Genomic DNA, 25,482 nt, shown 5'->3' with positions numbered 1-25,482 from the left:
GCAGGGCCATGGCGCTGATCGCCGACATCGTGGAAAGCTGGCGTGCCCCGGCGCGCGTGCTGCGCCGCCATCTGGCGCGGCCGCAGTCGGAGGCCTTTGTCTTTACCTTTCTGTTCACCTTCCTGCTGATCGCCTTTGTCGCGCAGACACCCCATGCGGCGCGCATGGCCTATCTGCTGCCAGAGGTGCCGATGCCGCAGCGCCTGTTCGCTGCCGGCCTCGGGCTTCTGGCGACGATTCCGCTGTGGTACGGGCTGGCGGCGCTGTCGCGGCTGATCGCGGGCGCGCTTGGTGGCAAGGGGACGTGGTATGGCGCGCGGCTCGCCCTGTTCTGGGCGCTGGTCGCGGTCACGCCGGCGATGTTGCTCATGGGGCTGTCGCTGGGCTTTCTGGGGCAGGGGGTGCAGACCAATGCGCTTGGCGGGCTGGTCGGGCTGGTCTTTCTTGTCCTCTGGGGCCTGATGCTGCGCGAGGCGGAACGCGGATGAGCGGCGTGGTTCAGGACCTGTTGCAGCTCACGCTTGTCAACCCGCGCGCCGCCGCCGCCCGGCTCAAGGCGCTTGGCCTGCCCATCGGCACCGGCTGGCTGGCAGTGCTCTTGATGTCGGTCCTCTCGGCCGCGCTCGGCTTTGCCGGGTTCCTGATCTCGCCGGTCGAGATGGATCCGGGCATGCAGGCGGTGTTTGGCAGCCCGCTGCGCACGGCGCTGATCCAGTTCGGCGCGCTGGCCCTGACCGGGGTGCTGGCCTTCTGGGTCGGCCAACGCCTGGGTGGCACCGGAACTTTGGCCGAGGCGCTGGTGCTGGTCGCCTGGGTGCAGCTGCCGCCGATCCTGCTGCAACTGCTGCAACTGGTTGCCATGCTGGTTCTGCCCGGTCTGGCCCCGCCGATCGGGCTGGCGGGCTTTGCGCTTTACGCCGTGCTGCTTTCGCTGTTCATTGCCGAACTCCATGGGTTCCGCTCTGGCCTGATGGTGTTTTTCGGCATGATCGCGGTCAGCTTTCTCGTGGCCCTTGTGGCGGCCATCCTGTTCGCCGCCCTGATCGGAGTGCCCTCCCATGTATGACGTCGCCCGCATCCGCGCCGATTTCCCGATCCTGTCGCGGCAGGTGAACGGCAAGCCGCTGGTCTATCTTGACAACGGGGCTTCGGCGCAGAAGCCAAGGGTGGTGATTGACGCGATGACCCAGGCTTACTCGATGGAATATGCCAATGTTCACCGGGGCTTGCACTACCTTTCCAATCTGGCGACCGAAAAGTACGAGGCGGTCCGCGGCACCATCGCGCGCTTTCTGAACGCCGGCTCCGAACACGAGATCGTCTTTACCACCGGCGCGACCGAGGGGATCAATCTGGTCTCCTACGGCTGGGCCGCGCCGCGCCTGCAGGCTGGCGACGAGATCGTGCTCAGCGTGATGGAGCATCACGCCAACATCGTGCCCTGGCACTTCCTGCGCGAACGGCAGGGCGTGGTGCTGAAATGGGTGGAGATCGACGCCAAGGGTGATCTGGATCCGCAGGCGGTGATCGACGCCATCGGACCGAGGACCAAACTTGTCGCAATCTCCCATATGTCCAATGTGTTGGGCACCGTTGTTGATGTAAAGACCATCTGCGCCGCGGCCCGGGAAAAGGGTGTGCCGGTGCTGGTCGACGGCTCGCAGGCGAGCGTTCACATGCCGGTCGACGTGCAGGACATCGGCGCCGATTTCTACGCCATCACCGGGCACAAACTGTATGGCCCCTCGGGGTCGGGCGCGATTTATATCCGGGCCGAGCGGCAGGCCGAGATGCGGCCCTTCCTTGGCGGCGGCGACATGATCCGCGAAGTGACGCGCGAGGCCATCACCTACAATGACCCGCCGATGAAGTTCGAGGCCGGCACCCCCGGCATCGTGCAGCAGATCGGGCTGGGCGTGGCGCTGGACTATCTCATGGGCCTTGGCATGGCCAATGTCGCCGCGCATGAACGGGGCTTGCGCGATTACGCCCGGCACCGGCTGGCTGGCCTCAACTGGTTGCAGGTGCAGGGAAATTCGGCGGGGAAGGGGGCGATATTCTCCTTCACCCTCGACGGTCCGGCCCATGCCCATGACATCTCGACCGTCCTGGACAAGCGCGGCATCGCGGTGCGCGCCGGCACCCATTGCGCCATGCCGCTGATGGAACATCTGGGCGTCACCGCCACCTGCCGCGCCTCCTTCGGGCTTTACAACACCGAAGCCGAGGTCGACGCGCTGATCTCGGCGCTGGAACTTTGCCACGAACTTTTTGCGTGAATCGCGTTGCAGGCCCGGACGTTGCGGGCTATACGGGGCGGCAGGCACCCATAGCTCAGCTGGATAGAGTGTTGCCCTCCGAAGGCAAAGGTCGCACGTTCGAATCGTGCTGGGTGCGCCACTCAACTGGACAGGTTTCGCCTTTTCTGCCGCGTTCCGGTTCTGGCAGAAACGCTCCGACAGAGACGACCAAGCGCTAAATCAGATCACCTTCCGGCAGCCCTCGCACAGAAAGCAGGTGGCAGCATGCAAGAGTCCGATCATGAGTTCGCGGGTTCGGTTCCGGAGAACTACGACCGCTATCTGGTGCCTTTGATCTTCGAGCCGTTCGCCGCAGATCTTGCCCGGCGCGCTGCGGCCCTGTCACCGGTCGCGGTTCTGGAAACCGCGGCGGGTACCGGGGTTGTCACCCGGGCGCTGGCGCCGCAGCTTGCCCAAGGCGCAAGCTATGTGGTGACCGACCTCAGCCAACCGATGCTGGACCACGCGGCCGCCCGGCAGGGCGCGGACAGCCGCCTCATCTGGCGACAGGCCGATGCGCTGGTGCTGCCGTTTGACGACGACGCCTTCGATCTGGTGTGTTGTCAGTTCGGCGCGATGTTCTTTCCCGACCGCGTTGCGGCCTACCGCGAGGCGCGGCGCGTTCTGCGGCCCGGTGGGCATTTGCTGTTCAACGTCTGGGACCGCATCGAGGACAACGTGCTTGCGCGCGAGATCACGGCGGCCCTGGCTACGGCGTTTCCGGACGATCCGCCGCGTTTCCTGTCCCGCGTCCCCTATGGCTACCACGATACGGCGCTGATCCGGCGTGACCTGACCGAGGCGGGCTTTGCCGCCGTGTCGATCGAGACGCGGGCCGAGCAAAGCCGTGCGGCATCGGCGCGCATTCCGGCTGTGGCCTTTTGTCAGGGCACGCCGCTGCGGGCCGAAATCGAGGCCAAGGGGGCGGGTAGGCTGGAGGCGGCGACCGATCACGTCGAGGCCGCGCTGAAACGCCAACACGGCACCGGCGAGGTGACCGCCAAGATTCAGGCGCATGTGATTGCGGCCACAGCCTGAAGGGCACGGGGGGGCTGCGCCCGTGTCAGGAGTGCAGACGCAGGCCTTCGGGGTCGAAAAACGCCCTGCGCGCCACGGTGGCGGGCTGATCCAGGACCGTAACCATTTGACCTTCCACAGCAAACTCGCGGTCGATATGGGCCGAGGCCAGAACGGCACCGACCGAGTGGCCATGGTCGGAATAGGTGATATGGCCAATCTGCCGCCCGTCAAGCAGCACCGGGGTCAAGTCCGGGGCAGGGGTTTCGCCCGCCAGTTTCAGACCGACCCAGGCGGTCGGCGCCCCGGTCTCGCGCAGGCGGAGCAGCGCGTCGCGGCCGATGAAATCGCCCTTGTCGAACTTGATGAAGGCATCAGTGCCGACGTGGAACGGCGTGTTGGTCTCGTCCATGTCGATGCCATGGGCGGGATAAAGCTTTTCCAGCCCCAAGGTGAACATCGCCTTCACGCCATAGGGCTTCAGACCAAAGGCACTGCCGGCGGCAAAGAGCGCATTCCAGACGCCTGCTGCCTCGTCGGCGGGAACGAAAAGCTCGAAACCCAATTCGCCGGTGACGCCAGTGCGCGAGATCATCACCCGGGTGCCGTCCAGTATACCATGGGTGAAAGTCCAGCGTTTCAGGGTGGTTAGATTGGCATCTTCAATCAGAGTCTGAAGCAACGCGCGGGCGTTCGGCCCCTGGATCGTCGGGAAAGCTACCGCCGCGGTCTGGTCGGTGACGTAGGCGCGGCGGCCCATGGCATGCTGCGTGAACCAGTCGCGCATCTTCAGCCGGTTGCGCGAGCCCGAGACCACCAGGAAATGCTCGGCCGCCAGCCGGAACACCGTCAGGTCATCCATGATCCCGCCATCGGGCGCGCAAACGCTGGCATAGCGCGCCTGACCGGGCCGCATCGCGGCGGCGTCATTGACGATCAGATGATCGACCAGTGCCTCGGCTTCCGGACCCTTGATGTCGATTTTACCCATGGTGGACAGGTCTTGCACGCCAACCTTCGCGCGGGTGTTCAGATGTTCGGCCCGCACGTCGCCATAGCTGTGGACATTGAGAAAGCCGCCACCGACCGGGCCCATCTGCGCCCCCATGGCCGAGGCAAGGGCGTGAAAGGGGGTGCGACGCAGGGTCATGACAGTCTCCGGGATCAGGGAGGCTCAGATTGACGCGTCAGCCGGCAGACGCACCAAGAAGGGCGACATTGTTTGTCGGAAATGGAACATTCAAGTATCGCATAATCAATATTATGCAATATACAAGATGACCCGGGCACCAGCCACAGGCCGATATCTGCGTCCGGAAAGCCTGAAAAAGCAGCGCCTTGCCGGATCTGAACACTCGACAGCTCAACCTTTTCAAGCATAAGCTTCATTCGGGGATGCGGGCAAGCGCGTCAGGCGGTCACGAAGGTCCGGTCCCGGTTTTGCAGAAGTCCAGGCCGGATTTCCTGGGGGGAACTTTGAACGACGTATTTGCGCTGATGTCGCGCATCGCCGAGGGACCAAGCGTGGCGGCGGTCTGGGAACTTGGCACAGGCTATTTCGGCAGGCTTGGCTTCCAGCGCTGCAATTATGGCTTCACCCGCTTTCGCGGCGAGAATTCGGTCGGCGATCCGGATGACGCGCTGTTCCTGACCACCTGCGATCCAAGCTATGCGCAGTTCTATTTCCGCAACGGCTTTTTCTCACGCACGCCGGCCTTTCGCTGGGCGCAGCACAATGTCGGGGCCTGCACCTGGGCTTGGGTGCGTGAGGCCTATCTTGCCGGCCGGCTCAGCACGGATGAGGCCGAGACGGTGCGGCAGAACGCGGCGATCGGCATTCTGGCCGGGATCTCGGTCAGCTTCCCCGAGACCTCCAGCCGGGCCAAGGGCGCGCTGGGGCTGATCGCCGATCCCGGCATCTCGGTCGAGGCGGTGGATGCCCTGTTCGCGCGCCAGAAGGACGAGCTGATCGCGGTGGCGAACATGATGCATCTGCGGATCATCCAGCTCCCCTTCCCCATCCGCCGCCGCCCCCTGACCGAACGCCAGCGCGAGGCGCTGGAATGGGTGGCCGATGGCAAGACGACGCAGGACGTGGCGCTCTTGATGGAGGTGTCGCCGGCCATGGTGGAAAAGCACCTGCGCCTTGCGCGTGAGGCGCTGGCGGTGGATACCACGACGCAGGCGGTCGCCAAGGCGGCGTTGATGAACCTGATCTTCCAGCAACCGCCGCGCCCGGCCAATGGCGCGGCCCTGTAGCGGGGCGGAATGGCAAGGTAGGGAATCCCTGACTTTCCTTACCCAAGGTAAATCTGCAATCTGCGCGGGTTCCGTGAGTGGTGGCTTCGGCTATTTGGAACGGCAGGCGGGGAAAGGTTGTATTTCCAACCCCGAGCCGCCTGCATTTCATGGTGCGCCATTTCGGCGCTGTTCCCTGTCGGTCGTGCCGCCAATTTCGGGCTGGTCTGGCTGATCCCTTCGTGCCCTTCCTCATCCCCTTTGGTGGGGCGCAGACGGTGCGGTCCCGGTGGGCCGCACCGTTTTTCTTTTCCCCGATCGCCTAAAAAGCTGCGGGGGGCAAAGCAAAAGGGCCAGCGCTGACGCTGGCCCCCTGCCCTGCACATCGGTGCAAAAGTCGATCCGGGCTTAGCCCTGAACCATCTTGGCGACTTCGGCGGCGAAGTCTTCTTCCTTCTTTTCAACGCCTTCGCCGACCATCACGCGGGCATAGCCGGTGATCTCGACGCCGGCTTCTTTCGCCGCGGCCTCGACCGTCAGGTCGGGGTTGATGACGAAGGCCTGACCGAGAAGCGTGTTTTCCGACAGGAAGCGCTTCATCCGGCCCGGGATGATGTTGTTGTGGATCACCGCATCGGGCTTCGGCTTGGCCGAGGAGGCGTTTTCTTCCAGCGCCTTGGCGGTCTGCACGGCCAGTTCGCGCTCGACCACGACCGGGTCAAGGGTGGCTTCGCTCAGCGACAGCGGGTTGGTCGCCGCGATGTGCATGGCGAACTGCTTGCCGATTTCCTGCGCCTTGGCGGCCGGGCCGTTCAGCGCGACCAAGACGCCGATCTTGCCCATGCCTTCGGTGGCGGCGTTGTGGACATAGGAGACCACGGTGTCGCCTTCCAGAATGTGCATGCGGCGGAAGGTCATGTTCTCGCCGATGCGGGCGATGGCCTCTTGAATCACTTCGTCCACGGTCTTGCCGTTCAGCGCCGCGGCCTTGACGACCTCAACCGAATCGCCGGTGGTCAGGGCAACCGAGGCCACGTCGCGCACCAGCGCCTGGAAATCGGCGTTCTTGGCGACAAAGTCGGTTTCCGAGTTGATTTCGACGGCAACGCCCTTGCCGTTCGACACGGCAACGCCGACGAGGCCTTCGGCGGCCACGCGGTCGGCCTTCTTGGCGGCTTTCGCCAGACCCTTGGTGCGCAGCCAGTCAACGGCGGCTTCCATGTCGCCGTTCACTTCGGTCAGCGCCTTCTTGGCGTCCATCATGCCTGCGCCGGTCGAATCGCGCAGTTCTTTCACCATTGCAGCGGTGATTGCGGTCATTTTTCAGACTCCTGAAATCTTGGAAAAAGTCATGGCGGGAGGTATCCCCCCCGCCCGATGTCAAAACCGTGACAAAGCCGGATCAGGCTTCGGCGACGGCTTCCTCGGCCGGAGCTTCCTCCAGCGCGCCAAGATCGACGCCCGCCGCACCCATCTGGGCCGACATGCCGTCAAGGGCGGCACGGGCGATCAGGTCGCAGTAAAGACCGATGGCGCGGGCCGCGTCGTCGTTGCCGGGGATGACATAGTCAACGCCCTTGGGCGAGCAGTTGGTGTCGACGATGCCGACAACCGGGATGCCCAGCTTCTGCGCTTCGAGGATGGCGAGGTCTTCCTTGCCAACGTCGATCACGAACAGCAGGTCCGGGGTGCCGCCCATTTCGCGGATGCCGCCGAGCGAAGCTTGCAGCTTGGCCTGGTCGCGTTCCATCATCAGACGCTCTTTCTTGGTCAGGCCTTCGCCGCCCGCGCCCAGAACTTCGTCGATGTGCTTCAGACGCTGGATCGACTTCGACACGGTCTGCCAGTTGGTCAGCGTGCCGCCCAGCCAGCGGTGGTTCATGAAATACTGCGCGCATTTCTCGGCGGCTTCGGCGACCGGCTTTTGCGCCTGGCGCTTGGTGCCGACGAACAGGATCCGGCCGCCCTTGGCGACGGTGTCGCGCACGACCTTCAGAGCGGCGTCCAGCATCGGGACGGTCTGGGTCAGGTCGAGAATGTGGATGCCGTTGCGGTCACCGTAGATATACTCGCCCATGCGGGGATTCCAGCGGGCGGTCTGGTGGCCGTAGTGAACGCCAGCTTCCAACAGCTGACGCATGGAGAACTCGGGAAGAGCCATGTCTTGTCCTTTTCCGGTTTGAACCTTGGCGCGGCCGTCTTCAGGGTTTCCCCCAACCGGCGGACATGACGGGATTTCTCCCCGGCAAGCCCAAGCCGCACCTGTGAAGTGGCGGCTCCTTACTCTGGCGCGCACCGGAACGCAAGCCCCCTTGCCACGCCGGCAGTCTAGCGCGCCGCCACCGCCTGTACCTTGATCTTGCCGTCAAAGGGAAGCCTCGCGGCCTGATAGACCGTTCGTGCCGGCCGCCGGCCTTCGGGAAACATCTCGGCGTAAAGACCATTGACCTCCTTCAGGTCGGCAAGGTCAAGGAAGGCCAGATCGACATAGACGATGTCGCCTCGGGAAAATCCAGCCGCCTCGGCGATTCGGAAGACATGGGCAAATGCCCGCTCGGCTTCTTCGCGGGCGGTGCCGGCGACAAAAGCTCCGTCCGGGCCGACCGACAACTGCCCGCTGATCCAGCACATGTTGCCGACGACCACGGCATTGCTGATCGGCGACGGCGATGGCGGCACGCCCTCGACCTCGACAATGTAGCGCTTCGGCATCTTGCCCTCCGGACAGGCTCAGGGCGCGCGTCCGCCATGGCCGGCGGGCGCGGCCGTCAGTGGCACTCGCGGCCGATGGCTGCAACATGGCGCAGATCGGTGCCGCAGCAGCCGCCCAGCACCCGCAGCCCCGGCAGACGCATCCGTATCGCGGCATAGGCGCGGGCCAGTTCCTCGGGGTCGCCGTCGTCGAGTTCGGTCGCCTCGTCCAGCTCGGCATGGCTGAGCCGCGAGGCATTGGCCCGGATCAGGCCAAGCCGCCCGGTCCAGGCGCCGCGCAGTTCGGCCGCGAAATGGTCGGGATGGGCACAGTTGACGCCGTACCAGGCCGGATAGCCCTTGGTCGCAGCATCGGTGACGCCGATCGCCTCGGCCAGCGTCATGCCGTCGATCAGCCGGCCGTCGGTTTCAACGGTAAAGGACAGCGCCACCGGCACGCCCACGTCCTGCGCGGCCTCGGCAATGCCGATCGCCTCGCCGGTCGAGGAAATCGTCATGGCCGTCACCAGATCGACCCCTTCGTCGGCCAGCACGCCGACCTGCCGGTGGTGATAGTCAAAGGCCTCTTCCGGCCCCAGCACGCTGTCGGGCCGGTAGGCGTCGCCGTGCGGGCCGAGAACGCCATTGACCAGCGCCTCGCCCGCACCATGGGCGTCGCGCAGGCTTTGGGCAAAGGCCACCGCCTCGCGGTTGAGCCGGTCGATCTCACCCGGTTGCAGGCCCATCGTCTCGCCCCAGCCCTCGCTCGCGCGCCAAGTGGCGGTGTCGAGAACGAAGCCCAGATCAAGCCGGGCCGCCTGATCGAGAAAGCCGGTGAAATAGCGCCGCATCGCCGCCCTGCCCTCGGGCCGGCCAAGCAGCGTGAAGGCGGCGAAATGCGGCAGCTCCAGCCCCTCGTGAAAGATCATCGCGGTCTCCAGACCGCCATCGGTCAGATGCAGCCGGTCGCCCATCCGCGACAATAGCGCCGCCGTCGCCGTGTTCGACATGTCGCCCTCCACCATCCCGGCCCCGTGATCGCCCCATGACAGCCAGCCGAGGGCCGCGATGGGCCGCGCCACAGCCTTCGGTCCGGTGCCGCGCTGCTGCCCCTGCCGCCGGGCGGAACCGGATGCCCCAGCCTAGCAGAAAATCCGCGCCGTTGCGACGGGTTTGGCCGCCGGTGCCCCCTTGCGGGCGCAGGGCTTGTCGGGCGATGTAGGGCCATGACACCGGACGTTCTCTGCATCGGCTCCATTCTGTGGGACATCATCGGCCGCTCGCCCGCCTCGCTGCGGCTGGGTTCCGACGTTCCCGGCCGCATCACCCGCCTGCCGGGCGGCGTGGCGATGAACATCGCCATGACGCTGGCGCGGTTCGGCTTGAAGCCCGCTATCCTGACTGCCATCGGTCGCGATGCCGAGGGCGATGAGCTGATCGCCGCCTGCGCCCGGATGGGGCTGATCACCGATCACGCCTACCGCTCGGAAGATCTGCCGACCGACCGCTACATGGCGGTCGAAGGCGCGAACGGGTTGATCGCCGCCATCGCCGACGCCCATTCGCTGGAGGCGGCGGGCGACAAGATCCTGCGCCCGCTGGCCAATGGCGCGCTTGGCACTGAACGCGCCCCATGGCCGGGCCTGATCGCGCTCGACGGCAACCTGACCGAGGGGCTTCTGGGCCAGATCGCCGCCTCGCCGCTTTTCGCCGCCGCCGATCTGCGGGTGGCCCCGGCCTCGCCCGGCAAGGCCGAGCGGCTCCTGCCCTTGCTGAAACACCCGCGCGCGACGCTGTATGTCAATCTGGAGGAAGCAAACCTCCTGACCCGCACCCACGCCGACACCGCGCCCGAGGCGGCGGCTGCGCTCTTGGCGCGCGGCGCGGCGCGGGTTCTGGTGACCCATGGCGGCAAGGCCTGCGCCGAAGGCACCGCGGGCGCGGGCGTGATTGCCGACCAGCCGCCGCCCGTGCTGGTGGCGCGCGTCACCGGCGCTGGCGATACTTTCATGGCGGCCCATATCGTCGCCGAACGCGGCGGCGCCGACCGCGCCACCGCCCTGTCCCGCGCGCTGCGTGCCGCGGCCACCTATGTTTCCGGAGAAATCGGCACATGAGCCTGCAAGACCTACTGACCTTTGCCCCCGAAGTCGCCGAGGCCCGCGCCACCGGCGCGGCCATCGTGGCGCTGGAATCCACCATCATCACCCATGGCATGCCGTTTCCGCAAAACGTCGAGACCGCCGCCCGGGTCGAGGCCGAGGTGCGCGCCCATGGCGCCGTGCCGGCGACCATCGCCATCATGGGGGGCCGCATCCATATCGGCCTGACCGCCGCCGAGCTGGACGCGCTGGGTCAGGCCCACGACGTCGCCAAGCTGTCGCGCGCCGATCTGGCCGCCTGCCTTGCCACTGGCGGCATCGGCGCGACGACCGTCGCCGCCACCATGATCTGCGCCGCCCTTGCCGGCATCAAGGTCTTTGCCACCGGCGGCATCGGCGGGGTGCATCGCGGGGCGGAGACCTCGTTCGACATCTCGGCCGACCTGATGGAGCTTGCCGCCACCCCGGTCACAGTGGTTGCGGCCGGCGCCAAGGCCATTCTCGACCTGCCGAAAACGCTTGAAGTGCTGGAAACCCAAGGGGTGCCGGTCATCGCCTTTGGGCAGGACGATTTCCCCGCCTTCTGGTCGCGCTCCTCGGGGCTGAAGGCGCCGCTCAGGATGGACAGCGCCGCCGAGATCGCCGCCGCCCACCGGATGCGCGGACGTCTGGGCCTGCCGGGCGGCCAGCTGGTCGCCAATCCGATCCCGGTCGAGGCCGAGATTTCCCGCGCCGAGATTGACCCGGTGATCGAAGCCGCACTGCGCGAGGCCGAGGCGCAGGGCATCGCCGCCAAGGCAGTGACGCCCTTCCTTCTGGACCGCATGTTCGAGATGACCAAGGGCCGCTCGCTTGATGCCAATATCGCGCTGGTGCTGGCCAATGCCCGGCTTGGCGCGGCAATCGCCAAGGCTTTGACCTGACCCCCATTGCCGCAGGGTGCGCCGCTGCCTAGATTGGGCGGACGCTCAGGAGCCACCATGTCCGAAGAACCGCGCCGTTCCGTCCTCGCCGCCTTCCGCGCCTCGTTCCTGACCGGGCTGGTGGTGGTGCTGCCCGTCGGCCTGACGATCTATGTCGTCTGGGGGGTGATCGGCTGGATCGACGGCTGGATCCTGCCCTTGATCCCCGCCGCCTATCAGCCCGAAGCGCTGATGCAGCGCTATTTCGGGCCGCAGGCGAATTTCCCGGTGCGTGGCGTTGGCGTGCTGGTGTTCCTGGTCGCCACCGCCATCATCGGCTGGCTGGCCCGCGGGCTGATCGGCCGGTCGCTGGTGCGCAGCGCCGAGGATATCGTCGACCGGGTGCCGCTGGTGCGTTCGGTCTATTCCGGGGTCAAGCAGATCACCGAGACCTTCTTCGCCAAATCGGAAAAAAGCTTCGAACGCACCTGCCTCGTCGAGTTTCCCCGCGAAGGCTATTGGGCGGTGGGCATGGTGGCGACCAAGCCCAAGGGCGAGATCGCCCAGAAACTGCCCGATGGCGAGGGCATGGTGGCCGTGTTCATCGGGCTGACGCCGCTGACCTCGGGGATGCTGGTCTTCGTGCCGGAACGCGATGTCATCCTCTTGGACCTCAAGGCCGACGAGGCGGTCAAGCTGATCGTCTCGGCCGGGCTGGTCTATCCCGCGGCAAAGGAGCAGGTGCAGGCGGCGCTGGCCGCCCGCTGAGCCAATTTCCGGGCGCTTACAGCGCCGTCCAGCCGCCATCGACGGAAATCGTCGTGCCGGTCACCTGATCGGCATGCGGGCTGCACAGATAGACCACGGTGCCGCCGATCTGTTCGGTGGTGGCAAACTGCCGCGAGGGCTGGCGCTGCAACATGACCTCGCGGATCACCGTCTCGCGGTCCATGCCATGCACCTTCATCTGGTCGGGGATCTGCGCCTCGACCAGCGGCGTCAGCACATAGCCGGGGCAGATCGCGTTACAGGTGATGCCCTGCCCCGCGGTTTCCAGCGCGATGGTCTTGGACAGGCCGACGACCCCATGCTTGGCCGCGATATAGGCCGATTTGAACGGGCTTGCCGTCAGGCCATGCGCCGAGGCGATGTTGACCACCCGGCCCCAGCCCTTTGCGCGCATGAAAGGCAGGGCCACGGCGGCGGTGTGGAAGGCCGAACTGAGGTTGATCGCCAGAATGAGGTTCCACTTCTCCACCGGGAATTCATCGACCGGCGCGACATGCTGGATGCCGGCGTTGTTCACCAGAATGTCGCAGCCGCCGGCCGTTTCGATCAGCGCCCGGCAGTCCTCGGCCTTCGACATGTCGGCGGCGATGTAGCGCGCCTTGACGCCATGGCGGCGGCCCAGATCGGCAGCAAGGTCGTGATCCTCGGCCCGGTCGGTGAAGCTGTTCAGCACCACATCCGCGCCCGCCCGCGCCAGTTCCTCGGCCACCCCAAGCCCGATGCCGGAATTCGATCCGGTGATGACGGCGGTCTTGCCTGCAAGCATGGTCATGGGGGCACTCCTTCAGGGGGCTGGGCGGTTTTCTGCAAGTGCAAACCTAGCCGCCCCGCCCCGGAAAAGGAAAGCCGCCCTCAGGCCCCCGGCGCCAAAAAAAAACGCCGGCGCAAGGCCGGCGTTAAGTCGTTGAGGCAGGTTTCATACAGGCAAGAAACCTATCGAGCAGTGCCACTCTTATAGCCCCCCTCGCGGGGCGATCCAAGCTAAAAGTTTGAATTGGCACGAAACCCCGCGTAGGAAGGGGACAAACAAGGCCGCCGAAAAGGAGTGTTGCCGGAATGAAACAGGGTTTTGCCCGCTCCCTCGCGCAGCTTCGTCGCGGTCTGGGGCTTGTCCTTCTTCAGGCATTCTTCGGCCAAACTGCGCTGGCCGAGCCGGCCCATGGCATAGCTATGTATGGCCAGCCAGCGCTTCCACCTGATTTTGTGTCCCTGCCCTATGCCAACCCCGACGCCCCCAAGGGCGGGCGGCTTACCCTGGGCGAATCGGGCGGCTTCGATTCGCTCAATCCCTTCATCGTGAAGGGTCAGGCGCCGGGCCAGCTGACGGCGCTGACGGTGGAAACCCTGATGGGCCGGTCGGTCGACGAACCCTTCACGCTTTACGGGTTGCTCGCCGAATCGGTGGAAACCGACGAGGCCCGCAGCTTTGTCGAATTCACCCTGCGCCCCGAGGCCCGGTTCTCGGATGGCAGCCCGGTGACGGTAGAGGACGTGCTGTGGTCCTTCGAAACCCTCGGCACGCTCGGCAGCCCGCGCTATCAGGGCGCCTGGAAGAAGATCGCCAAGGCCGAAGCCACCGGCGCGCGCAAGGTGCGCTTCACCTTCAACGTGCAGGACCGCGAATTGCCGCTGATCCTCGGCCTGCGCCCGGTGCTGAAAAAGGCGCAGTGGCAGGGCAAGGCCTTTGACGAGGCCAGCCTTGACGCCCCGATCGGGTCCGGCCCCTATGTCGTGTCCGAGGCCCTGCCCGGCCAGTCGATCACCTATGCCCGCAATCCCGACTGGTGGGGCAAGGATCTGCCGTTCAACCGGGGGCTGCATAACCTTGATGAAATCCGCATCGAGTATTTCGGCACTGCAGCCACGGTCTTCGAGGCCTTCCGCGCTGGCGAGCTGACGCTCTGGCGCGAGACCAACCCCGCGAAATGGCAGGTGAATTTCGCCTATCCCGCAGTCAGCGAGGGCAAGGTGAAACTTGCCGAGCTTGCCCATCAGCGGCCCTCGGGGATCGAGGGCTTCGCGATGAACACCCGCAACCCGCTGTTTGCCGACTGGCGGGTGCGCGAGGCGCTGATCCTTGCCTTCAACTTCGAACTGGTGAATGCCAACCTCAACGCCGGCGCCGTGCCGCGGATCGCCTCGTATTTCTCGAACTCGCCGCTTTCGGGCGAGGTGGCAGGCCCGGCAACCGGCAAGGTGCTGGAACTCCTGCAACCCTTCGCCGCCGATCTGCCCCCCGGCACGCTGGAGGGCTATGCCTTGCCCGTCTCGGACGGCTCGGAAGCCAACCGCAAGAACCTGCGGCAGGCCGTGGCGCTGCTGGAGGAGGCCGGCTGGCATGTCGTCGAGGGGCAACTGGTCGATGCGACGGGGGCGCCCTTTGCCTTCGAGATCCTGTTGCAGAACGGCGCCGATGACATGATCGCCACCGCCAACATCTATGTCGAGGCGCTGAAGCGGCTGGGCATCACCGCCCGCGTGCAGACGGTGGATGCGGCGATGTACAAGGAGCGCGTCAACGACTTCTCCTTCGACATGACCCACCTTGTCCGCGCCCTCAGCCTGTCGCCGGGCAACGAGCAAAAGCTTTACTGGGGCGCCGAGCAGGCCAGCCAGCCCGGGTCACGCAACCTGCCCGGCATCCAGTCCGCCGCGGTGGATGCGATGATCGACCAGATGCTTGCCACCACCGACCCCGAAACCTTCCGCGCCGCCACCATGGCGCTGGACCGGGTGCTGACCGCCGGGCGCTATGTCGTGCCGATCTGGTATGCCGACCGCGACCGCATTGCCCATGACGCCCGCTTGCACTACCCTGACCACCTGCCGCTTTATGGCTTCTACCCCGGGTTCAACCCCGAAACCTTCTGGATCGAAGAATGAAACGCATCGCTCTTGTGCTTGTCCTGACCAGCCTTGCCGCCTGCAACACCGTCGCCGGCGCGGGCGAGGATGTCTCGGCCGGCGCGCGCACCGTGCAGGGCTGGTTCGGCGGCTAGGCCGCCGACTCCTCAACCTCGGCCAGCGCCTTGCGCCGCTCGGGCAGCCGGATCACCGTAACCGAGCAATGCGCCTCGGCCACGACCCGCGCCGAAACCGAGCCCAGGAAGCGCCGCGTCGTCGAATGGCCGCGCGCCCCCATCAGGATGTGATCGGCCTCCACCGCTTCGGCATGGTCCAGAATGCCGCTGGCGGGATCGGAGTTCTCAAGGATCGAATAGGTCAGCCGGTCGTCCGGCAGGTCGAACCCCGTCGCCCAGGCCTTGAGCCCCACCAGCCGGCTGACATGCAGGTGATTGCCGGCCTCATCGGTCGACTGGTCGATGCCGATCCGCGCGGTCTTCAGCACATTGACGCAAGCCACCCTTGCATCGGGCTGGATGACAAGCATCCGCTGCACCGCCAGAAACAGGTGATGCGACAGGCTTTCCATCTCGGGCGAGAGGTCCACCGCAACGAGCAGGATCGGCGCCCGGTCGATCTGGCCCGCCATCGAGATCGGCGTGCCAAAGCTTTTCACCTTCTTCATCGCCCGCTTGCGCTTCCAGACTGTCCAGAACCCGTCCTGCGCCATCTTGTGCGCCCGCTCGGTCAGCCGCACCTGCAACGGGTGCGTCAGGTCAAAGATCAGCTGCGCCGCCGACTGGTAGCGCCGGCCCGGGTCCACCTCCAGCGCGCGCAGGATGATCTCCTGCAACCACTCGGGGATTTCGTTGCGCAGGGCGCGCGGGGGCACCGGATCGCGCCAGAGCCGCTGGCGCACCTGTTTCAGCGTCTCCGGCTCGCCAAAGGGCATGCGGCCGGTTGCAAGCTGGTAGATCATCGCCCCCAGTGCGTAAAGATCGCTGCGCAAGTCCCCGCGCTGGCGCAGATATTGCTCGGGCGCAATATAGGGGAAGGTGCCCATCGGAATGGTGAATTCCTCGGCCAGGAGGTCGGGAAGGTGGTCATGGCGCGACAGGCCGAAGTCGATCAGCACCATCTCGCCCGTCGGCCGCTGCAGGAAGTTGTCGGGCTTCAGGTCCAGATGGATGACATGCTGGCGATGCAGGTCATGTACCGCCTGCGCCATGCGCGCGGCCATCTCGATCACCGCGTCGATCGGCAGCGGCGCGCGCTTGAACGCCTGCCACATCGACCCGCCGGCAATCCGTTCGGTGACGATATAGGCCATCCGGGCAAAATCGCCCTGCGCCAGCACGCGCGCCACATGCGGGCCGGTCAGGCGCGGCATGATCATCTGTTCAACCTCGAAGCCCACGATGGTCGGACCGTCGAACCCGTCCAGAATGGTCGGCACCTTCATCACCAGCGGCGCGGGATGCTGCGGATGGGTCACTTCCCAAATGGTGGCAAAGCCCCCGGTGTGCAGCTTCTCGCCCAGCGTGAAGCCGTCAATCTCCAGCCCGGTATGCGGCCTCATCTGCATCGCCTGTCCTTTCAGATCCCCTTCACCAGCCGCGCGGCCAGGGCCTCGGGCAGGCCGGCCGACCGCACCTTGCGGGCGGTGGTGGCGCTGTCATAACCGACGCGGCGGAAGGTCAGCTCGTTTCTCTCGGTATCCATGATCGACCAGGACGCCAGCCCCGAGCCATCGCGCGGCTGGCCGACCGATCCCACCACCGCCAGCCAGCGCCGCGAGCGGATCAGCGGCACCCCGGTGCCATAGCCAAAGCCGTGGCCCATGACGCGGCCCGTCATGTCCTGGCTGTACAGCGCCGGCTTGTGGACATGACCGCAAAAGATCACCCGCGCCGTCGAGACCCGGAACGAGGGCATGGCGTGGCGTTCGCTTGTCACATAGATCCAGTCCTGCGGATCATTGGCGCTGGCATGGACAAAGAGCAGGTCCTCCTGCGCCACCGTCAGCGGCAGGCCCGACAGAAACGCCTTGTGCGCTGCCGACAGCCGGTTCACCGTCCAGTCGATCACCCGCCGGGCATTGGCGTTCAAGGCCCCGTCCGGCACGCCCACTGCCCGGTCATGGTTGCCCCTGACCGCCAGCGCGCCCGCCGCCTGCATCTCGATCAGCTTGTCGATGCACCAGTCCGGGTCCGGCCCATAGCCGACGATATCGCCAAGAAACACGAAGCGGTCGATCCGCATGCCGGCACAATCGGCCAGCACTGCCTCGAACGCCTCGCGGTTGGCATGAATATCCGTCAGGATCGCAAGCCGCATGAACCCTCCCCGCCGCGACCGGGGGATCACCCCAAGCGCACTGTCAGACTAATGATTTCCCGCGACCAGACTGTGATCTGGATCAAGCCGGGCGGCAAGCCTGCCTCACACCAGCGAGGTGACCCACAGGAGCGTGGCATCGTCATCCGAGATCGAGATCACGTTATGCCCCATCGAGGCATCATAATAGGCGCTGTCGCCACGGCGCAGATCGACCGGCTCGTAGAACTCGGTATAAAGCCGCACCACGCCCGTCAGGACATAGAGGAATTCCTCGCCGTCATGGCGCACCCAGCCGTCGAATTCGTCCATGTCGCGCGCCCGGATCACGGCGCGATAGGGCAGCATCTGCTTCTTGGTCAGCGCGCCGGCCAGCAGCTCATGCTCATAGGTCGTGGTCGCATGCCCCTGCCCGTCGCCCGCCTTGGTCACCGCCATCCGTGCTGTCGCCTGCGGCTTGGCCGGCTGCGTAAAAAGCTGCGGCACCGACATGCCCATGCCCTGCGCCAGTTTCTTCAGCGCCTCATAGGTCGGCGACATCTGGCCATTCTCGATCTTCGACAGCGTCGAGCGCGCCAGACCGGCCTGCGAGGCCGCCTGTTCCAGCGTCCAGCCCTTCGCCTTGCGCAGATCGCGCACGCGCAACCCCAGATCCAGCGCCTCGACGGCCCCGGCCCCACCGCTTTCGCGGGCAATGCGGATCAGTTTCTTCGGATCGGCGGACATGGGTTTCGCCCTAGCCCGAAAGACCTTTCGCTTCAAGCCCGCGCGACCGGCTTCCTTCATCTGTTCGAAAATATCCTCGGGGGGAGGCGGCCCGGCCCCGCCGGGGCGCCCGGGGGGCAGACGGCCCCCCGCAAAATTCTTCCTTCAAGAATTTTGCCGCTTGGGCTAGCAACGCCCCATGCCGAGCCCAACCGCCTTCACGCCCCCCGCCTTCAACCTCGCTGCCCATGCCCTGCGCCATGCCGCAAGCCTTGGCAACAAGCCGGCGCTGGAGATCGTGCAGGGCGAGCAGGCCGAGGTCTGGAGCTACGCCCGGCTCGAGGCCGCCGTTCGCGGCATCGGCACCGGGCTGGCCCAACTTGGCCTTCCCCCCGGCGCCCGCATCCTGCTCAGGCTCGGCAATTCGGCAGATTTCCCGCTGGCCTATCTTGGTGCCATCGCGGCGGGCTTCGTGCCGGTTCCGACCTCGGCCGCGCTGACGGCGCCCGAAATCACCCGGCTGGCCCATCTCGTCCGCCCGGCCCTCGTGCTTGCCGGGCCGGGCATTTCCTTGCCCGACCACCCTGCCCCGGTGCTTGTGACCGCGGCGCTGGCCGACATGCAGGGCCTGGCGCCCTGCGCCTATGCCCTGGGCGATGCGGACCGGCTGGCCTACATCGTCTTCACCTCCGGCACTTCGGGTCAAAGCCTGCCCGTCGCCCATGCCCATCGCGCGCTGCTGGCCCGCGCGTTCATGCATCAAGGCTGGGAGGGGCTGACGGCCACCGACCGGCTGTTGCACGCGGGCGCGATGAACTGGACCTATACGCTCGGCACCGGGCTGCTCGACCCCTGGACAGTCGGGGCCACCGCGCTGGTCCCTGCCCCCGGCAGCCTGCCCGCCGATCTACCGGCGCTTGCGGCCCGGCATGGTGCGACCATCCTTGCCGGCGCCCCCGGCATCTTTCGCCAGATGCTGAAATCCACCCTGCCCGCCTTGCCCGACCTGCGCCATGGCCTGTCGGCGGGCGAGGCCCTGCCGCCCGCCCTGCGCGCCCAATGGCAGGCCGCGACCGGCACCGACCTGCACGAGGCGCTTGGGCTGACCGAATGTTCCACCTTCCTCTCCGGCAGCCCGGAGCGGCCCGCGCCGCCTGGCATGACCGGGTTCCCGCAACCCGGTCGCCGCATCGCCGTTCTGGACGAGACCGGCCAGCCGCTGCCCGCCGGCCAGCCCGGTCATCTGGCGGTGCACCGCTCCGACCCTGGCCTGATGCTGGGCTATCTCGACGCGCCCGACCTCACAGCCGAGCGTTTCAGGACCGACTGGTTCCTGACCGGCGATCTGGTGCAGGAGACGGTCGAAGGCGCCCTTCGCCACCTTGGCCGCGCCGATGACATCCTCAACCCCGGCGGCTTTCGCATCGCCCCGCAAGAGGTGGAGGCGGCGATGGCCACCTGCCCCGGCGTCACCGACTGCGCCGTGACCGAAGTCGAGGTCGCCCCCGGCACCCGCGTCCTGGCCTGCGCCCATCTCGGAACCGCAAGCGAGGCCGCCCTTGCCGCCCATGCCGCCGCCTGCCTTGCGCGCTACAAGCAGCCCCGGCTCTGGTTCCACCTTGACCAGCTGCCGCGCAATGCCAACATGAAGCTCAACCGCCGCGCGCTCCGCGCCGCCTTGCAGGACCGTTTTGATGATCCGTCTTGATATCTTCTCCGACCCGGTTTGCCCCTGGTGCTACATCGGCAAGGCCAATCTCGACCGCGCGCTCGAGGCCCATCCCGACCATCCGTTCCGCATCGAATGGCATCCGTTCCAGCTGAACCCCGACATGCCGCGCGAAGGCGTGGACAAGCGCGCCTATCTTGCGGCCAGGTTCGGCGAGGCGCAACTGACGCAGGTGCATCTGCGGCTGAAGGAAATGAGCCGCGCCGCCGGGGCCGAAATCGACCCCGACACGCCGAGACGCATCCCGAACACGCTCGACGCGCACCGGCTGATCCATTGGGCGGGGCTTGAAGGGCGGCAGAATGCCATCGTGGCGGGCCTGTTCCGCGCCTATTGGAAAGAGGGCCGCGACATCGGCAATGCCGGCGTGCTGGCCGATATCGCCGGAGCCGCCGGGATGGACCGCACTGTCACCGCCCGGCTGCTCGCCTCCGAGGCCGATGCCGACGACATCCGCGCCCGCGACGAGGACGCCCGCCACAAGGGCGTCACCTCGGTGCCGACCTTCCTGATTGCCCAGCAATATGTCGTCACCGGCGCGCAGCCGCCCGAGGTCTGGGGCAATGTCATCAAGGAACTGGTCGAAACCGCCAAGACCTGACCGCGCATCGGATACTGCGATTCCAGGCACGGAAGCGCGACCGGGCGAGGTCTGCGGCGGGCGCATCGGGACCTGCGGTCCTCTTCGCCGCCCTGACGACGAGCGGACGCAGTCCGACGAGGAGACGCGCGGGAAATTTGACCGAACGGTCTGGACCTTGCCGCCGCTTCGCGTCACAACCCCGGGGCCGCGCTCTTGCGGTGGCCCAAGGTGTGACATGCCCCAATCCCCCTCGCGCGGCGAGTTCATCGCGCTGCTTGCCCTGCTCTTCGCCACCATCGCGCTGTCGATCGACGCGATGCTGCCCGCCTTGCCCGAGATCGCCCTCGCGCTGTCGCCCGACGATCCGAACAAGGCGCAGCTTGTCATCACCTCCTTCGTCCTTGGCATGGGGCTTGGCACGCTCTTTGCTGGGCCGCTGTCCGACGCCTTTGGGCGCAAGGCCACCATCCTCGCCGGCTTTGCGCTCTACATCGCCGCTGCGGCCGCCTGCTGGGCCGCGCCTAGCCTTGAAACCCTGCTCATTGCCCGTGTCCTCATGGGCATCGCCGCCGCCGCGCCGCGCACCGTGTCGATCGCCATGGTGCGCGACCGCTTCAAGGGGCGCGAGATGGCACAGATCATGTCCTTTGCCATGATGATCTTCACGCTGGTGCCCGCCATTGCCCCGCTGATGGGCCAAGGCGTCATTGCGCTGGCCGGCTGGCAGGCGATCTTTGTCGCCTACATCGTCTTTGCCCTGCTGGTCGCCGGCTGGCTGCAGCTGCGCCAGCCCGAAACCCTCGCCCCGGCGGACCGCCGTCCGCTGGCGCTTGGCCCGCTGGTCCGGGCCTGCGTCGAGGTGCTGTCGCTGCGCCTTGTGCAGATTTCCATTGCCACCCAGGCCCTGACGCTGGGCATGCTCTTTGCCACGCTCTCCTCGATGGAGGGCATCTTCGACCGGCTGTTCCACCGCGCCGAAAGCTTTCCGTCCTGGTTTGCGGTGATTGCGGTCGCCTCGATGACCGGCTCGATCCTGAACGCGCGGCTGGTGATGCGGGTGGGTATGCGCGGCATGGTCAAGGCAACCTATGCCGTGCTGCTGGCGGTGACGCTGCTTTACCTGGCGCTGACCGCCAGCCAGGCCCTGCCCGGCACGGCGGCCTTCGGCCTGCATATCCTGTGGTCGATCGTGCTGTTTGCCGTCATGGGCCTGACGCTGGGCAATCTCAACGCGCTGGCGATGGAGCCCCTGGGCCATGTCGCGGGCATGGCGGCCTCGGTCACCTCGTCCATTGCCACGGTGGCCTCGGTCATCCTTGCCGTGCCGGTCGGGCTGATGTTCAACGGCACGCAACTGCCGCTGCTGATCGGGGTCGCGGTCTATGCAGCGGGGGCGCTTGGCCTGTCGCTGATGCTGAAGGCGCGGGCCTAATCGGCCTTCGCCGCTTCCATCTCGGCGGCCTTGGCCTCGACCAGTTCGACGATATGGTCGATCATCCGGTCATTGCCAAGCTTGTGATCCTGCCGCCCCGCCAGATACACCATGCCCGACCCTGCGCCGCCGCCGGTAAAGCCGATGTCGGTCATCAAGGCCTCACCCGGCCCGTTCACCACGCAGCCGATGATCGACAGGCTGATCGGGGTCTTGATGTGTTCCAGCCGCTTTTCCAGCGCCTCTACCGTCTTGATGACGTCAAAGCCCTGCCGGGCGCAGGACGGGCAAGAGATGATCTGCACGCCGCGGGTGCGCAGGCCCAGCGACTTCAGGATCTCGAAGCCGACCTTCACCTCCTCGACCGGATCAGCCGAGAGCGAGACGCGAATGGTGTCGCCAATGCCGAACCACAGCAGATTGCCCAGCCCGATGGCCGATTTCACCGTGCCGGAAATCAGCCCACCGGCCTCGGTGATGCCCAGATGGATCGGCGCATCGGTGACGGTGGCCAGTTGCTGATAGGCGGCGGCGGACATGAACACATCCGAGGCCTTCACCGAGATCTTGTAGTCGTGAAAATCGTTGTCCTGCAGGAGCTTGATATGGTCGAGCCCGGATTCCACCATCGCATCCGGGCAAGGCTCGCCATATTTGTCGAGAAGGTGTTTCTCCAGCGATCCGGCATTCACCCCGATGCGGATCGAACAGCCATGGTCCTTGGCGGCCTTCACCACCTCGGCCACCCGTTTGGCATCGCCGATATTGCCGGGGTTGATGCGCAGGCAGGCCGCGCCCGCCTCGGCCGCCTCGATCGCACGTTTGTAGTGGAAATGGATGTCGGCCACGATCGGCACCGGGCTTTCCCGGCAGATCTCGCGCAGGGCGCGGGTGCTTTCCACATCCGGCGTCGAGACCCGCACGATATCGGCCCCGGCGATGGCGGCGCGGCTCACCTGCTCCAGCGTGGCCTTGACGTCATGGGTCAGGGTGTTGGTCATGGTCTGCACCGCAATCGGCGCATCGCCCCCCACCGGCACCTTGCCGACCATGATCTGACGGCTCACACGGCGGTCGATGTTGCGCCAGGGGCGGATCGGATTGTGCGACATGGGAAGCGCCTTTCTGTGTCGCCCCTAGATAGACGTGCAAAAGCCCCGGGGCAATGCCACCGGGGCCTGCGCAGGCCGCAAGGGCGGGATTATTCCAGCGGTTGTTCGTCGGCCGCCGGCGCAGTAGAACCGGCATCAGCGACGCTCAGCACCTCGGCCAGATCGGCATCGCCCGACAGATCGGCGGCGGCATAGCTGCCGGTCAGCGCCGCGGCCGAGAGCGCCACGTTCTTCACCACATTCGCCCCCGGCGCGGCCGGCCCGAAGGTCTGGCCGTTCACCAGGAAGTAGATAGAGCCGGAATTGCCCGAGCGCAGCTGCGGCGCGTCCTGCAACGGCGGAACGGCATAGCGTTCGCCGGCGTCAAGGATCTTTTCGAACAGCACCGTGCCATCGGCCGCCGAAACCTGCACCCAGGACGGGCGCACGGCAAGGATTTCCACGCCCGGATTGGCCGCGGCCACGACCTGCACCGCCTCGTCCGTCGCGGGCGCCACGGCAGGTGCCGCCGCCGCAACCTCGGTACCGGCAAGCGCCCCGGTGGTGCGCGGATCAATCGCGGCAATCGGGCCATCGCGCGAGGTCAGGACCGGAACCGACAGCGCCTGCGGCTGGGCCAGGCGGTCCAGCGGATCGGCGGTGACACCGGCAGCCGAGGCCACGGCGTTCGGATCGGCTGCGGGCTTGGCCGCGACCACCGGCTTGACATTGCCCAGGGGGTCGATCTCGGCCACGACAGTCGGGGCCTGATCGACGGGGGCAAGTTGCACGCGCTGCACTTCCTGCAACACCGACCAGCCGCCATAGCCAAGCGCAAGGATCAGCGCTGCCAGCACCGCGAAAGACCCCAGCGCGCCGGGTTCCACCCGGTGATGCCAGCTTTCGCGCGCCGGGCCAAAGGCCACCGCCGGGCTGGCGATCGGATCGCGGTTTTCGTCAAGCCGCGCCCGCTTGGCGTTCATCGAGGCCGAGGAAGCGGCGGCGGACATGCCATGCGCCACCTGAAAATTCGCCTCGCGGCAGAACTTGGCAAAGGCCTGATCGGGGTCCATGCCCAGATAGCGGGCATAGGAGCGCACGAAACCGGCAATGAAGCCCGGGGCTTCAAAGGCCGAGACATCGGCATTTTCGATGGCGGCGATATAGGTGGCCTTGATCTTCAGGTCGCGCTGCACATCCAGGAGCGACTTGCCCAAGGTGGCGCGCTCACCGCGCATCAGGTCGCCCAGACGCACGTCGAAATCGTCAAACCCCTTCGGCCCCTCAGCCTCAGGTGCGGGAGACTTGAACCTCCGCCCGATCATGCGTTCCGCTCCATTGCCCCGTCGATCCCAAGAAAGCCGCGTGAGCCGCGACTCATTTTTTGTCGTATTGGAGATTTTCTAACACGTGGCAAGCGATTCTGCATGCGCAGAAAGGCCTTAGGCGGAAACCTCGGCACGATTCAGCGCACAATGCCGCCAGAGGCTGTCCATGGCCTTGACCAGCGCGTCGATCTGGCCTGCGTCATGCACCGGCGAGGGCGTGAAGCGCAGCCGTTCGGTGCCGCGCGGCACTGTCGGGAAGTTGATCGGCTGGGCGTAAACCCCGTGATCTTCCAACAGCATGTCGCTCAGCATCTTGCAATGGATGGGGTTGCCGACATGCACCGGCACAATATGCGACCCGTGGTCGATGATCGGCAGGCCCAGACCGCGCAGCCGCATCTTCAGGATGCGGGCGTGCAGTTGCTGAGCGTCGCGCAGCTTCTGCCCCTCCGCCGTTTTCAGGAAGGCGATCGAGGCGGCGGCCCCGGCGGCCACAGCGGGGGGCAGCGAGGTAGTGAAGATGAAGCCCGGCGCATAGGAGCGCACCGCGTCCACCATCTTTGCAGATGCAGCAATATAGCCGCCGAACACGCCGAAAGCCTTGGCCAGCGTGGCGTTGATGATGTCGATGCGGTGCATCTGGTGGTCGCGCTCCGCCACCCCTGCCCCGCGCGGGCCATACATGCCCACCGCATGCACCTCGTCGATATAGGTCAGCGCGCCGACCTCCTCAGCAAGGTCGCAGATGTCCTTGATCGGGCCAAAGTCGCCGTCCATCGAATAGATCGATTCGAAGGCGATCAGCTTCGGCGCGGCCGGGTCGTCGGCGGCAATCAGTTCGCGCAGATGCGCCACGTCATTGTGCCGGAAGATGCGCTTGGCCCCACCATTGCGCCGCACGCCTTCGATCATCGAGGCATGGTTCAGCGCATCCGAATAGATGATGAGACCGGGAAACAGCTTCGGCAGCGTCGAAAGCGTGGCGTCATTGGCGTTATAGGCCGAGGTAAAGACCAGCGCCGCCTCCTTGCCATGCAGGTCGGCGATCTCGGCTTCCAGCCGCTTGTGATAGACCGTGGTGCCGGAAATGTTGCGCGTGCCGCCCGAGCCTGCGCCGGTGGCCTCCAGCGCCTCATGCATCGCGGTCAGCACCACCGGGTGCTGGCCCATGCCCAGATAGTCATTGCCGCACCAGACGGTGATGTCCTTTTTCGAGCCATCCGGCTTGGTCCAGACCGCGTGCGGGTAATGACCCTTCTCGCGCTCGATCTCGATGAAGGTGCGGTAGCGGCCTTCTTCGTGCAGGCGGTTCAGGGCGGCATCAAGGGCGGCGTCAAAGTTCATGGCGGTCTCCTGGGGTCCGGGCCTGAAAGGCAAGCCGGGAGCCTTGGTCT

Annotated in this window: 24 protein-coding genes and 1 tRNA gene; 13 read left to right on the top strand and 12 right to left on the bottom strand. The window is 66.2% G+C overall.

What is annotated here, in order from left to right; all coding sequences use genetic code 11:
• Positions 1-8: 8 nt before the first annotated feature.
• The 5 genes from G4Z14_RS01870 to G4Z14_RS01850 all read left to right on the top strand — a co-directional run bounded on the left by G4Z14_RS01870 (position 9) and on the right by G4Z14_RS01850 (position 3,338).
• Positions 9-488, top strand: a complete 480-nt coding sequence (locus G4Z14_RS01870; protein WP_164623045.1) for a YIP1 family protein — start codon at positions 9-11, stop codon at positions 486-488.
• Positions 485-1,066 carry a Yip1 family protein gene (locus G4Z14_RS01865; protein ID WP_164623044.1) on the top strand — a complete coding sequence of 194 codons (582 nt, stop codon included), beginning with the start codon at positions 485-487 and terminating at the stop codon, positions 1,064-1,066. Before G4Z14_RS01870 ends, G4Z14_RS01865 begins: the two co-directional genes overlap by 4 nt.
• Entirely contained in the window at positions 1,059-2,279 is a 1,221-nt protein-coding gene (locus G4Z14_RS01860) for a cysteine desulfurase (protein ID WP_164623043.1), read from the top strand. The genes G4Z14_RS01865 and G4Z14_RS01860 overlap by 8 nt, the downstream gene beginning before the upstream one ends.
• A gap of 44 nt (positions 2,280-2,323) precedes the next feature.
• Positions 2,324-2,400 (top strand) — tRNA-Arg (locus G4Z14_RS01855).
• A gap of 125 nt (positions 2,401-2,525) precedes the next feature.
• Complete coding sequence (locus tag G4Z14_RS01850) at positions 2,526-3,338, top strand: class I SAM-dependent methyltransferase (protein WP_164623042.1); 813 nt, start codon at positions 2,526-2,528, stop codon at positions 3,336-3,338.
• A 25-nt stretch (positions 3,339-3,363) separates the two neighbouring features.
• On the opposite strand, the gene G4Z14_RS01845 is transcribed toward G4Z14_RS01850, so the two are convergent.
• A complete protein-coding gene (locus G4Z14_RS01845) occupies positions 3,364-4,467 on the bottom strand; it encodes an aminomethyltransferase family protein (RefSeq protein ID WP_227751466.1) in 1,104 nt (367 codons plus the stop codon).
• A gap of 326 nt (positions 4,468-4,793) precedes the next feature.
• Here G4Z14_RS01845 and G4Z14_RS01840 point away from each other — a divergent pair, with 326 nt between their 5' ends.
• Complete coding sequence (locus G4Z14_RS01840; RefSeq protein WP_164623041.1) at positions 4,794-5,576, top strand: helix-turn-helix transcriptional regulator; 783 nt, start codon at positions 4,794-4,796, stop codon at positions 5,574-5,576.
• Between the two features lie 387 nt (positions 5,577-5,963).
• Here the strand turns inward: G4Z14_RS01840 and tsf are convergent, their stop codons facing one another.
• The 4 genes from tsf to G4Z14_RS01820 all read right to left on the bottom strand — a co-directional run bounded on the left by tsf (position 5,964) and on the right by G4Z14_RS01820 (position 9,328).
• Positions 5,964-6,875: a translation elongation factor Ts gene (tsf, locus tag G4Z14_RS01835; RefSeq protein ID WP_164623040.1), complete on the bottom strand. Its 912-nt coding sequence runs from the start codon at positions 6,873-6,875 to the stop codon at positions 5,964-5,966.
• An 82-nt stretch (positions 6,876-6,957) separates the two neighbouring features.
• Positions 6,958-7,716, bottom strand: coding sequence for a 30S ribosomal protein S2 (gene rpsB, locus G4Z14_RS01830; RefSeq protein ID WP_164623039.1), 759 nt, complete (start codon positions 7,714-7,716; stop codon positions 6,958-6,960).
• Positions 7,717-7,883: 167 nt separating this feature from the next.
• Positions 7,884-8,267, bottom strand: a complete 384-nt coding sequence (locus G4Z14_RS01825) for a RidA family protein (protein WP_164623038.1) — start codon at positions 8,265-8,267, stop codon at positions 7,884-7,886.
• Between the two features lie 56 nt (positions 8,268-8,323).
• On the bottom strand, positions 8,324-9,328 hold the full coding sequence (locus G4Z14_RS01820) for a homocysteine S-methyltransferase family protein (protein ID WP_321572992.1): 1,005 nt from the start codon (positions 9,326-9,328) through the stop codon (positions 8,324-8,326).
• Between the two features lie 144 nt (positions 9,329-9,472).
• On the opposite strand from G4Z14_RS01820, the gene G4Z14_RS01815 reads away from it, so the two are divergent.
• The 3 genes from G4Z14_RS01815 to G4Z14_RS01805 are packed head-to-tail and all read left to right on the top strand — an operon-like array spanning position 9,473 to position 12,018.
• Positions 9,473-10,363, top strand: a complete 891-nt coding sequence (locus G4Z14_RS01815; protein ID WP_164623037.1) for a PfkB family carbohydrate kinase — start codon at positions 9,473-9,475, stop codon at positions 10,361-10,363.
• Complete coding sequence (locus tag G4Z14_RS01810) at positions 10,360-11,271, top strand: pseudouridine-5'-phosphate glycosidase (RefSeq protein WP_227751465.1); 912 nt, start codon at positions 10,360-10,362, stop codon at positions 11,269-11,271. Before G4Z14_RS01815 ends, G4Z14_RS01810 begins: the two co-directional genes overlap by 4 nt.
• 57 nt (positions 11,272-11,328) lie before the next feature.
• Complete coding sequence (locus G4Z14_RS01805; RefSeq protein WP_164623036.1) at positions 11,329-12,018, top strand: DUF502 domain-containing protein; 690 nt, start codon at positions 11,329-11,331, stop codon at positions 12,016-12,018.
• Between the two features lie 16 nt (positions 12,019-12,034).
• Here G4Z14_RS01805 and G4Z14_RS01800 read toward each other — a convergent pair whose 3' ends face one another.
• Positions 12,035-12,811, bottom strand: coding sequence for a 3-hydroxybutyrate dehydrogenase (locus G4Z14_RS01800; protein WP_164623035.1), 777 nt, complete (start codon positions 12,809-12,811; stop codon positions 12,035-12,037).
• A 284-nt stretch (positions 12,812-13,095) separates the two neighbouring features.
• On the opposite strand from G4Z14_RS01800, the gene G4Z14_RS01795 reads away from it, so the two are divergent.
• A complete protein-coding gene (locus G4Z14_RS01795) occupies positions 13,096-14,922 on the top strand; it encodes an extracellular solute-binding protein (RefSeq protein WP_407703778.1) in 1,827 nt (608 codons plus the stop codon).
• A 112-nt stretch (positions 14,923-15,034) separates the two neighbouring features.
• Here G4Z14_RS01795 and G4Z14_RS01790 read toward each other — a convergent pair whose 3' ends face one another.
• The 3 genes from G4Z14_RS01790 to G4Z14_RS01780 form a co-directional block, all read right to left on the bottom strand.
• Entirely contained in the window at positions 15,035-16,462 is a 1,428-nt protein-coding gene (locus tag G4Z14_RS01790) for a bifunctional serine/threonine-protein kinase/universal stress protein (protein ID WP_227751464.1), read from the bottom strand.
• 17 nt (positions 16,463-16,479) lie between these two features.
• Complete coding sequence (locus G4Z14_RS01785; RefSeq protein ID WP_164623033.1) at positions 16,480-17,220, bottom strand: metallophosphoesterase family protein; 741 nt, start codon at positions 17,218-17,220, stop codon at positions 16,480-16,482.
• 105 nt (positions 17,221-17,325) lie between these two features.
• Positions 17,326-17,946, bottom strand: coding sequence for a helix-turn-helix domain-containing protein (locus G4Z14_RS01780; RefSeq protein ID WP_164623032.1), 621 nt, complete (start codon positions 17,944-17,946; stop codon positions 17,326-17,328).
• Positions 17,947-18,124: 178 nt separating this feature from the next.
• Between G4Z14_RS01780 and G4Z14_RS01775 the strand changes: the two genes are divergently transcribed.
• From G4Z14_RS01775 to G4Z14_RS01765, 3 genes are all read left to right on the top strand, one after another.
• The gene (locus G4Z14_RS01775; RefSeq protein ID WP_164623031.1) at positions 18,125-19,633 is read left to right on the top strand and encodes a class I adenylate-forming enzyme family protein; all 1,509 of its coding nucleotides are present in this window, start codon (positions 18,125-18,127) and stop codon (positions 19,631-19,633) included.
• Positions 19,620-20,255, top strand: coding sequence for a DsbA family oxidoreductase (locus G4Z14_RS01770; protein ID WP_164623030.1), 636 nt, complete (start codon positions 19,620-19,622; stop codon positions 20,253-20,255). Before G4Z14_RS01775 ends, G4Z14_RS01770 begins: the two co-directional genes overlap by 14 nt.
• A 217-nt stretch (positions 20,256-20,472) precedes the next feature.
• Entirely contained in the window at positions 20,473-21,669 is a 1,197-nt protein-coding gene (locus tag G4Z14_RS01765) for an MFS transporter (protein ID WP_164623029.1), read from the top strand.
• Here G4Z14_RS01765 and ispG read toward each other — a convergent pair.
• From ispG to hemA, 3 genes are all read right to left on the bottom strand, one after another.
• Positions 21,666-22,781 carry a flavodoxin-dependent (E)-4-hydroxy-3-methylbut-2-enyl-diphosphate synthase gene (ispG, locus tag G4Z14_RS01760; RefSeq protein WP_164623028.1) on the bottom strand — a complete coding sequence of 372 codons (1,116 nt, stop codon included), beginning with the start codon at positions 22,779-22,781 and terminating at the stop codon, positions 21,666-21,668. The genes G4Z14_RS01765 and ispG overlap by 4 nt on opposite strands.
• An 89-nt stretch (positions 22,782-22,870) precedes the next feature.
• Positions 22,871-24,085 carry a helix-turn-helix domain-containing protein gene (locus G4Z14_RS01755; protein ID WP_227751463.1) on the bottom strand — a complete coding sequence of 405 codons (1,215 nt, stop codon included), beginning with the start codon at positions 24,083-24,085 and terminating at the stop codon, positions 22,871-22,873.
• Between the two features lie 117 nt (positions 24,086-24,202).
• The gene (gene hemA, locus G4Z14_RS01750) at positions 24,203-25,432 is read right to left on the bottom strand and encodes a 5-aminolevulinate synthase (protein WP_164623027.1); all 1,230 of its coding nucleotides are present in this window, start codon (positions 25,430-25,432) and stop codon (positions 24,203-24,205) included.
• Positions 25,433-25,482 lie beyond the last annotated feature (50 nt).

Source organism: Tabrizicola oligotrophica (assembly GCF_011008935.1).
In the GTDB taxonomy this organism is placed as follows: domain Bacteria; phylum Pseudomonadota; class Alphaproteobacteria; order Rhodobacterales; family Rhodobacteraceae; genus Tabrizicola_A; species Tabrizicola_A oligotrophica.
Note: the sequence above shows the minus strand (reverse complement) of the source record. Positions and strands in the feature narration are given on the sequence as shown.

Excerpts from the sequence above, each read along its gene's own strand:
- G4Z14_RS01865 (WP_164623044.1), top strand. The coding sequence starts at position 485 with ATGAGCGGCGTGGTTCAGGACCTGTTGCAGCTCACGCTTGTCAACCCG.
- tsf (WP_164623040.1), bottom strand. The coding sequence starts at position 6,875 with ATGACCGCAATCACCGCTGCAATGGTGAAAGAACTGCGCGATTCGACC.
- G4Z14_RS01770 (WP_164623030.1), top strand. The coding sequence starts at position 19,620 with ATGATCCGTCTTGATATCTTCTCCGACCCGGTTTGCCCCTGGTGCTAC.
- G4Z14_RS01755 (WP_227751463.1), bottom strand. The coding sequence starts at position 24,085 with ATGATCGGGCGGAGGTTCAAGTCTCCCGCACCTGAGGCTGAGGGGCCG.
- G4Z14_RS01815 (WP_164623037.1), top strand. The coding sequence starts at position 9,473 with ATGACACCGGACGTTCTCTGCATCGGCTCCATTCTGTGGGACATCATC.
- G4Z14_RS01775 (WP_164623031.1), top strand. The coding sequence starts at position 18,125 with ATGCCGAGCCCAACCGCCTTCACGCCCCCCGCCTTCAACCTCGCTGCC.
- rpsB (WP_164623039.1), bottom strand. The coding sequence starts at position 7,716 with ATGGCTCTTCCCGAGTTCTCCATGCGTCAGCTGTTGGAAGCTGGCGTT.
- G4Z14_RS01780 (WP_164623032.1), bottom strand. The coding sequence starts at position 17,946 with ATGTCCGCCGATCCGAAGAAACTGATCCGCATTGCCCGCGAAAGCGGT.
- G4Z14_RS01785 (WP_164623033.1), bottom strand. The coding sequence starts at position 17,220 with ATGCGGCTTGCGATCCTGACGGATATTCATGCCAACCGCGAGGCGTTC.
- hemA (WP_164623027.1), bottom strand. The coding sequence starts at position 25,432 with ATGAACTTTGACGCCGCCCTTGATGCCGCCCTGAACCGCCTGCACGAA.
- G4Z14_RS01845 (WP_227751466.1), bottom strand. The coding sequence starts at position 4,467 with ATGACCCTGCGTCGCACCCCCTTTCACGCCCTTGCCTCGGCCATGGGG.
- G4Z14_RS01850 (WP_164623042.1), top strand. The coding sequence starts at position 2,526 with ATGCAAGAGTCCGATCATGAGTTCGCGGGTTCGGTTCCGGAGAACTAC.
- G4Z14_RS01805 (WP_164623036.1), top strand. The coding sequence starts at position 11,329 with ATGTCCGAAGAACCGCGCCGTTCCGTCCTCGCCGCCTTCCGCGCCTCG.
- G4Z14_RS01765 (WP_164623029.1), top strand. The coding sequence starts at position 20,473 with ATGCCCCAATCCCCCTCGCGCGGCGAGTTCATCGCGCTGCTTGCCCTG.
- G4Z14_RS01860 (WP_164623043.1), top strand. The coding sequence starts at position 1,059 with ATGTATGACGTCGCCCGCATCCGCGCCGATTTCCCGATCCTGTCGCGG.
- G4Z14_RS01800 (WP_164623035.1), bottom strand. The coding sequence starts at position 12,811 with ATGACCATGCTTGCAGGCAAGACCGCCGTCATCACCGGATCGAATTCC.
- G4Z14_RS01870 (WP_164623045.1), top strand. The coding sequence starts at position 9 with ATGGCGCTGATCGCCGACATCGTGGAAAGCTGGCGTGCCCCGGCGCGC.
- G4Z14_RS01825 (WP_164623038.1), bottom strand. The coding sequence starts at position 8,267 with ATGCCGAAGCGCTACATTGTCGAGGTCGAGGGCGTGCCGCCATCGCCG.
- G4Z14_RS01795 (WP_407703778.1), top strand. The coding sequence starts at position 13,096 with ATGAAACAGGGTTTTGCCCGCTCCCTCGCGCAGCTTCGTCGCGGTCTG.
- G4Z14_RS01810 (WP_227751465.1), top strand. The coding sequence starts at position 10,360 with ATGAGCCTGCAAGACCTACTGACCTTTGCCCCCGAAGTCGCCGAGGCC.
- G4Z14_RS01790 (WP_227751464.1), bottom strand. The coding sequence starts at position 16,462 with ATGAGGCCGCATACCGGGCTGGAGATTGACGGCTTCACGCTGGGCGAG.
- ispG (WP_164623028.1), bottom strand. The coding sequence starts at position 22,781 with ATGTCGCACAATCCGATCCGCCCCTGGCGCAACATCGACCGCCGTGTG.